The sequence below is a fragment of the Mesorhizobium ciceri WSM4083 genome (assembly GCF_000519305.1).
GTDB classification, from domain to species: domain Bacteria; phylum Pseudomonadota; class Alphaproteobacteria; order Rhizobiales; family Rhizobiaceae; genus Mesorhizobium; species Mesorhizobium ciceri_B.
The window spans coordinates 1-8409 of sequence record NZ_JAFG01000034.1; the positions used below are offsets into that span (position 1 = coordinate 1).

The 8409-nt window shown below is 61.2% G+C and carries 7 protein-coding genes and 2 pseudogenes; 2 read left to right on the forward strand and 7 right to left on the reverse strand.

Going from position 1 to position 8409, the window contains the following annotated elements; translation table 11 throughout:
- Entirely contained in the window at positions 1–306 is a 306-nt protein-coding gene (locus MESCI2_RS0125510) for a LexA family protein (RefSeq protein ID WP_032901297.1), read from the reverse strand.
- Positions 307–351: 45 nt separating this feature from the next.
- Between MESCI2_RS0125510 and MESCI2_RS0125515 the strand changes: the two genes are divergently transcribed.
- Positions 352–1476: an IS630 family transposase gene (locus tag MESCI2_RS0125515; protein WP_027038787.1), complete on the forward strand. Its 1125-nt coding sequence runs from the start codon at positions 352–354 to the stop codon at positions 1474–1476.
- A gap of 132 nt (positions 1477–1608) precedes the next feature.
- On the opposite strand, the gene MESCI2_RS01000000135635 is transcribed toward MESCI2_RS0125515, so the two are convergent.
- From MESCI2_RS01000000135635 to MESCI2_RS1000000138170, 3 genes and pseudogenes are all read right to left on the reverse strand, one after another.
- Positions 1609–2205: a reverse transcriptase domain-containing protein gene (locus MESCI2_RS01000000135635; RefSeq protein WP_155936676.1), complete on the reverse strand. Its 597-nt coding sequence runs from the start codon at positions 2203–2205 to the stop codon at positions 1609–1611.
- Positions 2206–2850: 645 nt separating this feature from the next.
- Positions 2851–3820: pseudogene (locus tag MESCI2_RS01000000135640) on the reverse strand (IS630 family transposase).
- Between the two features lie 38 nt (positions 3821–3858).
- Positions 3859–4014: pseudogene (locus tag MESCI2_RS1000000138170) on the reverse strand (IS21 family transposase); the annotation flags it as partial.
- 853 nt (positions 4015–4867) lie between these two features.
- On the opposite strand from MESCI2_RS1000000138170, the gene MESCI2_RS0125545 reads away from it, so the two are divergent.
- A complete protein-coding gene (locus tag MESCI2_RS0125545; protein ID WP_027038962.1) occupies positions 4868–5866 on the forward strand; it encodes a D-alanine--D-alanine ligase family protein in 999 nt (332 codons plus the stop codon).
- A 283-nt stretch (positions 5867–6149) separates the two neighbouring features.
- On the opposite strand, the gene MESCI2_RS0125550 is transcribed toward MESCI2_RS0125545, so the two are convergent.
- The 3 genes from MESCI2_RS0125550 to MESCI2_RS01000000135645 all read right to left on the reverse strand — a co-directional run.
- Positions 6150–7187, reverse strand: coding sequence for an IS110 family transposase (locus MESCI2_RS0125550; protein ID WP_027038963.1), 1038 nt, complete (start codon positions 7185–7187; stop codon positions 6150–6152).
- 97 nt (positions 7188–7284) lie between these two features.
- A complete protein-coding gene (locus MESCI2_RS0125555) occupies positions 7285–7629 on the reverse strand; it encodes a hypothetical protein (RefSeq protein WP_027038964.1) in 345 nt (114 codons plus the stop codon).
- On the reverse strand, positions 7626–8409 hold a 784-nt coding region (locus MESCI2_RS01000000135645), incomplete at its 5' end, for a transposase (protein ID WP_430981686.1). The genes MESCI2_RS01000000135645 and MESCI2_RS0125555, both read right to left, overlap by 4 nt.

The window sequence follows — 8409 nt, forward strand, 5'->3', positions numbered from 1 at the left end:
CTAGTAGCTCTGCACAGAGGATTTGACAGGTTCGATGGGTTGCAACCTGGGTAGGCTATCGGGTTCGACGAGCAGTTCGATGCTTCGTGCAACACCAGGCTGTCTGCGGATCAATCCGGCACGCTCGAGGGTGAGCACCATCTGATGGACGGAAGGCGCGGTGACGCCGAAGAAGCGTTGCATGTCGCGTTCGGCCGGCGGCTGGCGGTTGACCTGCATGTAAGCCCAGATGAAGGCGAGATACTGCCCCTGTTTGTCGGTGAATCGGGGTCGGGCAGGCGGCTGTCGGTCAAGCAATTGATTCATTTGTCGATTCATCCGGAACCTCCGCACCCGAAGGAGGCCATCCGGATGAATATACGCTATCGCGTCGATCTCGACCAACCCGAACGCGACGAACTCATGAGCATACTGCGCAGCGGCAAGCATCCGGCGCGCAAGCTCAAGCGGGCACAGATCCTGCTCGCCGCCGATGCCAGCCACAGCGACGAGACCATTGCGACGACGGTGGTGGTCGGCGGCTCCACGGTCTACCGCACCAAGCGCCGTTTCGTGGAGATGGGTCTGGAGGCGGCGCTCAGCGAAGAGCCGCGCCCCGGCGCGGAGCGCAAGCTGAGCGGCAAGGAGGAAGCCTTGCTGGTGGCCACCGCCTGCTCCAACCCGCCGCCCGGGCGGGCCCGCTGGACACTGGAGCTGCTGGCCGACGCGTTCGTCAAGCTGACCGAGCATGAGCAACTGTCGCGCGAGACAGTGCGCCGGCGCTTGGCCGAGAACGATCTCAAGCCGTGGCGCAAGGACATGTGGTGCATTCCCAAGGTCAACGCCGAGTATGTCGCGCGCATGGAGGATGTGCTCGACCTCTATGCCGAGACACCCGATCCGGCGCGGCCGGTCGTGTGCTTCGACGAAAGCCCGACCCAGCTCATAGGCGAAGTGCGCCAGCCCATCCCAGCCGCACCGGGCAGGCTGGAGCGCTATGACTGCGAGTACAAGCGCAACGGCACCGCCAACCTGTTCGTCTTCCTCGACGCGCACCGCTCATGGCGCAAGGTGAAGGTCACCGAGCGGCGCGCGGCCGACGACTTTGCCCACTGCATGCGCGACCTCGTCGACATCCATTATCCCGAGGCCGAGCGCATCCGGGTCGTCCTCGACAATCTGTCGACCCACTCGCCCGCCGCGCTCTATCAGGCCCTGCCGCCATCACAGGCGCGACGCATCCTGCGACGGCTGGAGTTTCACTACACGCCCAAGCACGCCAGCTGGCTCAACATGGTCGAGATCGAGATCAGCGTCCTGCGCAGCCAGTGCCTCGACCGTCGCATCGAAAGCCGCGATAGCCTCGTCGCCGAGGTCGCCGCCTGGCAACACCAACGAAACGCCAGTGGCGCCCGCATCAACTGGATGTTCTCAACCCAACAGGCCCGCCTCAAAATGGCCAAGGCCTACCCAAAGCCAACCGTCAAAGAGTCATAATCTCTGTGCAGAGGTACTAGGTCGGCATCGGCAATTTCACTTTCGAGGCCTGCTCAGGCTATCGCGGTAGGGACGGCCATTACTGGCCGCCCCCGCACAGATCCGGACACGCCCAACCAAGGCATCCGGCTCCTACCTCGGGTGTCTGAGGTCAAAGCGTTCGTCTGGCCAGGGATGAAGGACGCGGGGCGGAGGAAGCCAATCAGCGACCAACTTCGCCATGCGTTCCCATGTGAATCCGTCCTTCTGACTGCGCCGCCGAAGCCTCCGCCGCCAGAGGTCGGTCACATAACGCCGGAACGCCGAGAGCGCCCGGTTATTGGTCGGGACCGCATAGTAAGCGAAGTGGCCAGCCACGACTTGCCTTAACCATTTCCCCTGCTCAGGAATGGGATGATGCATCCGACGCCGTAGCTCCGCCTTAATGTCCCTCAGCTTTCCTCGCATGCGGTCGCGCCGGGTCTTCCGTTGAAGCTGGAAGTTACCACGGCGGGATCGACCACCGATGAAGGTAAAGCCTAAGAACGCAAAGGTTTCCGGCTTGCCAAGCCCTCGCCGCTTGCGGTCGGTCGCTGCAAAGCGGCCGAACTCAATCAGGCGGGTCTTGTCCGGGTGGAGTGACAGTGCGAATTTCCCAAGCCTGTCGCGCATCGCATCGAGGAAGCGACGTGCGTCGCCCTCATATTCGAAGCCGAGTACCAGATCGTCTGCGTAGCGCACGACGATCATGCCCCCCGGGCCTCCCGCCGTCTCCAGCGCTCCGCCCAAAGATCGAAGCAGTAATGGTAGATATTGGCCAAAAGCGCAATCACCGACCCCTGACCCGTTCCCCTGTCATCGAGGCGCTGCCAAGAGTCGTTCGCGATATCGGGTGGAAGGCGCTGGTACGACTGTGCACCCGAATCTCGTCGGCTGAGCGCGCGCCGCAAGAACGCCAACGTCGTCAATGTCGCCATCGCACGCGAGATGGTAGGCTTCATCTGGTCGATTGCCTGCACGGTTCAATCCGGGCCAAAGGCGGCGTGACCAGTATTTGAAAGACAGCCAGCAGAGGAGATCGCAAAACTCAGACATCAGCCTCGGTGCGATATGCGGCGCTGGAGGCGGAACAATGCCGGGGAGCCCTCGTCTCCACTATGAGCCTCGACGTTCGCCATCAGAGGCAGCCCCAAACGAAACAAGCTCATGCGGCCCGACCCGCGGATGAGAGATTGTTGACCGACGTTCAAGTCCCGCCTGTCATATCCGCCGTACAAATACCCCGACCGCCGATCGGGTTCGGCGGGCCAATTTCTACGCCAAAGGCCGTCGTCAGCAATCATGAGAGTGGATTGAATCTGACATTTGGTGCCCACGTTTGACGGCGGCGATGATTTAGGAGTCGGCGGTCCAGGAGAAGGGTTTGGGTTGTCGATTGTGGGCGGTTGATGGCCGCCTGCAGGTCGACAACAGATTGAAAGACGCGTCGCTTGAGGCGTCGCTTCGACAGCTTGGCGAAGAAGCCCTCGACGGCGTTGAAGCTGATGGCGATTGAGCCAGGCACGCACCTTGGGGTGCTTGTGAGCGGCGTAGTTGTCGAGGGCGACGTGGACGGCCTTGCCGGTCGGCACCTCGGCGTCGATGGAGTTGAGAAAGCGGATGAATTCCTGATGCCGATGCCGCTGCATGTTCTTGCCAATAACGGTGCCGTCGAGCACGTTGAGAGCCGCAAACAGTGTGGTCGTGCCATTGCGCTTGTAGTCGTGGGTCATGGTGCCAAGCTACCCTTCTTCATGGGTAGGCCGGGCTGGGTGCGGTCGAGGGCCTGGATCTGGCTCTTCTCGTCGACCGACAGCACGATGGTTGAGCAGGCGGATCAACCATAGAGGTCGACGACGTCGCGCAGTCTGTCGACGAACTGCGGATCGTTGGAGAGCTTGAACTGCCGCCAGCGGTTCGGCTGCAGCCCGTGCGCCTTCCAGATGCGACGCACCGCACTCGGGCTGATGCTGGCCGCGGTTGCCATCATGTCGGCGGTCCAGTGCGTCGTCTCGCCAGGCGGGTCCTGCAATGTCAGCGACACCACACCCCACGGCTACTTCAGGCCCGCGAGGCGGAATGCGCGAGGGCCGCGTCTTGTCGCGCAACAATCCTTCGAAGCCTTCCTTAGCGAAGCGCTGCTGCCGGCGCCATACGCAGGTCTTGGATTTGCCGGTTTGATCTCGACGGTGCCCACACCGTTGCCGCTAGACAGAATGATCTCGGCCCGCCAGACGTGCTTCTGCGGCGCATTGCGATCCCTGATCAGCGCGCTCAAGCGTTGGCGATCAATCGGCGAAACGGTGAGGGATATTCCTGTGCGCATCCGCCAAACTCGCATGCGCACTTCGGACTGTTATGTCAGCTCAGCCCGGCAAGATGGGCGCGCCGCAGATAATCATGCACGACGCCATTGCTGACCCCGAGCGTGTGCGGGATGGCACGCTCGGTCAGGGCCAGGACATGCCTTAGACGTAAAACTTCTCTGATCCGGCACATCGACAATCTCTGGGTTGGCATCAGGCTTCCTCGTTTTGAACGAGGCATCCTGTAGACAGGCTGAGTTGTCGGCCGAAGCGTCCAGCACCTCCGAAAAGGTGCTCACGATCGTCTGAAATCGCTGCTCACGATCACCCGAAATCGTGCTCATGATCCCGTGAAATCCGTGCTCACGATGCGGTGAAATCCGTGCTCACGATCGTCTGAAATACGCACCCAACAGCGATATCGACGCCCTCTTGCCCTGGAACTACCAGAGCTGAACGGCTTGAGCTGCCCGCTTACACTTGGGCTGTGTCCGGTTGCACATTATTTGTGTTCGGAACCTGACGCACTGAGGCGCATGTCTACGGCCTTTGCCGGCGCGAACCCGTGATTTTGCCCCTCTTACTCGCGCACCTCTTGTTTGGCACGCCGAATGCGGGGGACGTGCTTAAGGATTTGTTACCACCGTTGCGGTGCCACAGTCTCCGGCCGAAGAGGTCTACATGAAAGTTTCTCAAACGGATGTGATAGGCTCTGCACTTGCGAGTGCTGTCCCGCCACCGCGTCCGCTGCCATTCGCCCAGCAGCAGCTTTGTTCCTTTCGCTTCCGACCAGCTGTAGCGAGGCCTGTAAGATGCAGATGGGTTCTTCCACTTCGCAGCAAAGATGGACGACGCGGCCCTGCAGTCAGCCGTGTCGCGTTAGTTGCGCGCCACGAGCCGACGGCCGCCAACGCGCTGCACCATGATGCAGGCGGCGTTCAACCGAGAAGCCGGGAATCCCCCCCGCCGGTTGGCCGGCCGCATCTGCGGGGTTGCGATATGCCAGACGGCTGTCGCTATCAGTCAAACAAATCCGAGCATATTGTGCAAACATTGAGGAGTAACTCATGCGGGTCGCCGTTGTTAGTAACTATGATTATACGGGCGTGATCAATCGGTTCGGCCAGCCTCGTCCGGATCAATACGCCGGCTTCGGGACGGAAAAAAGCTTGGTAGCGGCACTGCAAGAGGCCGGTCACCAGACGATGAGCTGCGAAGGGGACAAAGGACTGCTCGCTAGGCTCGAGCGGTTCATGCCACCCGATCCGCAAGTCCGCCCAACGGGAATCGTCTTCAACTGGGCGAATGGAATTCAGGGCGAGTGTCCTTACACCCACGTTCCGGGCATGCTCGAGTTGGCCGGCGTTCCATACACAGGATCAAGCCCTCTCGGGTTAGGGCTGACGGAGGATAAGGTAGTTGCCAAGATGCTCATCCGCAGCTGCGGGGTGCCGACGCCGAACTTTTGCGTGATGCGTCTTGGCACAGAGAGTACCGGCGACCTGCGATTCCCTGTAGTGGTGAAGCCACGCTTCGCATTCGACAGCTTGGGAGTGCAGCTCGTCCATGAGCCTGCTCAGTTAAGGCAGTCCGTGGAGGTGATCGTCGCCCAGTATGGGCAGGATGCGCTCGTGGAAGAATATATCGACGGGCGAGAGATCGCTGTCGCGCTGCTCGGAAACGAAGAGCTCGAGGTGCTGCCTCCGGTGGAGCAAGAGTTTGGCGAATGCGAGACACGACTTTTCACTTGGGAAATGAAGAAGAAGGCGATCGCGGTGCCGCCCCCCATTTGCCCCGCGCCAATCGAGAGCAGCCTTGCGAAGCTGCTGGGGGATATTTCTATTGCCACCTTCCGCGCATGCCAGTGCCGGGACTACGCCCGCGTCGATCTCCGGATCGATCGTTCCGGTAAGCCCTTTGTCCTGGAGATTAACCCCATGCCAGGCATTCGCCCGACTGGCTTTTTTGCCTTGGCCGCGAGGACTGCCGGACACAGTTACTCGAGTTTGATCAATCGAATCCTGAATGTAGCCCACACGCGGCATTTCGGAGTCGGCATCCTCTAGCAGGCTTCTCTGATTGGGGTCGTTGAGGTCAAGCTCCTCCTGATATTTTTCCGGACCATGTCGCCCCGCGGGTCACTCGCTTCTCTTCGCGGTCGACGTTAGGCCGCCGCATGATGGGGTCAGTAGAGCGAGGCGTCTCAATCTGTTGAACGACCTTGGGAGAGTTCGTCCCAGGATCGTGCCTGCTAACGAGATCACCTTGCCCGTCGTCCCCACGGGAACGATCCGGATCACGCCCTTTCGGGCGGAATCAATTCCTCCTCGTTGGTCCGTTGTCCCTATTTCATGCCGATACGGGGCCGGGTGTCTTGCCGAAGCGGAATTCTGTCCCATCGCTCCACATGCGATGCAGAATGACAGCGAGCTTGCGGGCAACAGCAACTCGGGCTCGGGCCATACCGCGCCGCTTGGCGACATTCATTCCCCACGCTCTGAGGCTCGACCATCTCTTGCTGAGCACAAGCAACGAATGAGCCGCCTCATAGAGGGCCGTGCGGGCGAGCTCGTCACCGCATCGGCTTACCTTGCCCTGAATGTCCGTCTCGCCAGATTGATAGCGTGCCGGGGTCAGACCCAGATGCGCTCCGACATCCCTCGATCGGCGAAAGCGGTCCGGCTGATCGACCGTGGCACGAAAGGCGAGCGCGGTGATGGGTCCCACACCGGGCACGGACATGAGTCGCCGGCAGACTTGCTCCTTGCGGGCGATATTGAGGACCTGCTTTGTCAGTCGCCCGAACTCGCGCAACATCGTGGCCACGATCGCCAGAAGCGGCTCGACAAGCGCCATGATGACCGTATCTGCGCCAATCAGTTCGCGCACGCGATCAGCAAAGGCTGCACGGCTTGGAGTGCCGAGCTTGATGCCGGCCTCCCGCAGAATCGCCCTGACGACGTTCTCGATGGTCCGCATTTCATTGAGGACCGTGCGTCGTGCGACGAGGAGGGATCGCCAGAGCCGACACTGCTGGCTCTTCACATGCACCTGCCGATACCAGCCGGTGCGCATGATCTGCGCCAAGGCGCGGGCGTCGTTGCGATCCGTTTTGTTCGGCATCGTTTTCATCGCCGCGTTGGCCTGCCGGGTCTCGATGTAGATCGCCGGCAACCCTTCGGCGCGAATACCGTCATAAAGCCAGGCCGTCAGCGAGCCGGCTTCGAGCCCGATGCGCTCCAGCGGCAGATCGATTTTCCGCAAGGCCTCATAAAGCGCCCTCGGCTCACTCGCCGCCCGCCCTTCCTTCACGATCCGGCCGCTCTCGTCGACGACACAGATCGCGGTCTCTTCCAAAGACACGTCAAGTCCGGCAAAATACTTCATGGCTGCTCCTCCTGATGTTTGTGGCGATCTACATCGACCACGTTCTCACATCTCGACAGGAGCAGCCGCCCTCAATTTGGCTCGGGCGAGACCCCAATCACCCCATCTGTTGAAGAAGTATCCGTTTGGCTTTGAGGATGGCTTCGTCGCCGTTGTGATAGGCGAATGTGATCTCGATCGAGCCGTCGTCGAGCAGTTCGGCGGGGCCGTCGCCGGTGACTTCATCCATCTCGTCGCAGCCACCCCATGCGAAGAAGACCATCGAGGGACTGTAGCTGAGATCGAGGCCGGCTTGCAGGGCGCCAAAGGCGATTTCGCCGTGATTGTCGGCTCCAATGGTAATGGTTGCGGGTCCGCCGAGGTCGAGATACCCGCGATCCCACAGATCGGCCTCGATGATGCGCCAGTGGCCGATCAGTTGGCAGCCTGCGGGCGCGGTCATGTCGGTGCCGCCATGAGTTTCGGCAGCCGCACCAGATTATAGGCGGCGGCAGCGAAGGTGAAGGCCCATCCGACCCGGTCGCGGCCGCGCAACTTGGTTTTCTCCTGCCCGGCGATCGTCTTGATCCAGCCGAACGCCTCCTCAATGCGCTTGCGGATACGCTGGCTGACGGCATAGCCGCCGTGCCGGGTCGTGCGCCCATCAATCGCCGAACTTCGCCCGTTCGTGTTCTGCGCCACATGCGGCGTCACCCTCATCGAACGCAACTCGTTGATGAAGTCCTCCGCGTCATAGGCCTCGTCGGCGCCAAGCGTGATCGCAGCCGACCGATCCGCACGAGGTTCGATCATATGGAGTGCCGCCGCCCGCTCGGCATGCCCGTCGGCAAACGTCAGGCAGGCGTCGACCAGAAGGCCATGGCGGTTCTCCATCAGCCCACGCCCGATGAAGCAGAGCTTCGTCTCCTTGCCTTTGCCCTTGCGGTAGAGCCTGGCGTCAGGATCGGTGGTCGAGCCATGGGTATCGTTCGACCGCTTCTGGCCATGGAAATCCGCTTCGGCGTTCGAGGCAAGCGCCCACCAGATCGTTCCCCGCTCATATAAAACTATTAAAAAGCATCCGTGCTCGAGATCCCGTGGCGGCTGCCGCCGCGGTCCGTGATGACCTTCGACTTGGTGCCGAGCGGATGTGCCAGATGTTAGCTGACGCCGAGAAGGAAGAGTTAACTGCCCAGGCCGGCCGAACACGGATGCCTCGTTGAAATAAGACTGCTCTAACCAC

Coding starts and splice junctions, on each gene's coding strand:
- MESCI2_RS0125545 (WP_027038962.1), top strand. CDS start 4,868: ATGCGGGTCGCCGTTGTTAGTAACTATGATTATACGGGCGTGATCAAT.
- MESCI2_RS0125555 (WP_027038964.1), bottom strand. CDS start 7,629: ATGACCGCGCCCGCAGGCTGCCAACTGATCGGCCACTGGCGCATCATC.
- MESCI2_RS01000000135635 (WP_155936676.1), bottom strand. CDS start 2,205: ATGATCGTCGTGCGCTACGCAGACGATCTGGTACTCGGCTTCGAATAT.
- MESCI2_RS0125510 (WP_032901297.1), bottom strand. CDS start 306: ATGAATCAATTGCTTGACCGACAGCCGCCTGCCCGACCCCGATTCACC.
- MESCI2_RS0125550 (WP_027038963.1), bottom strand. CDS start 7,187: ATGAAGTATTTTGCCGGACTTGACGTGTCTTTGGAAGAGACCGCGATC.
- MESCI2_RS0125515 (WP_027038787.1), top strand. CDS start 352: ATGAATATACGCTATCGCGTCGATCTCGACCAACCCGAACGCGACGAA.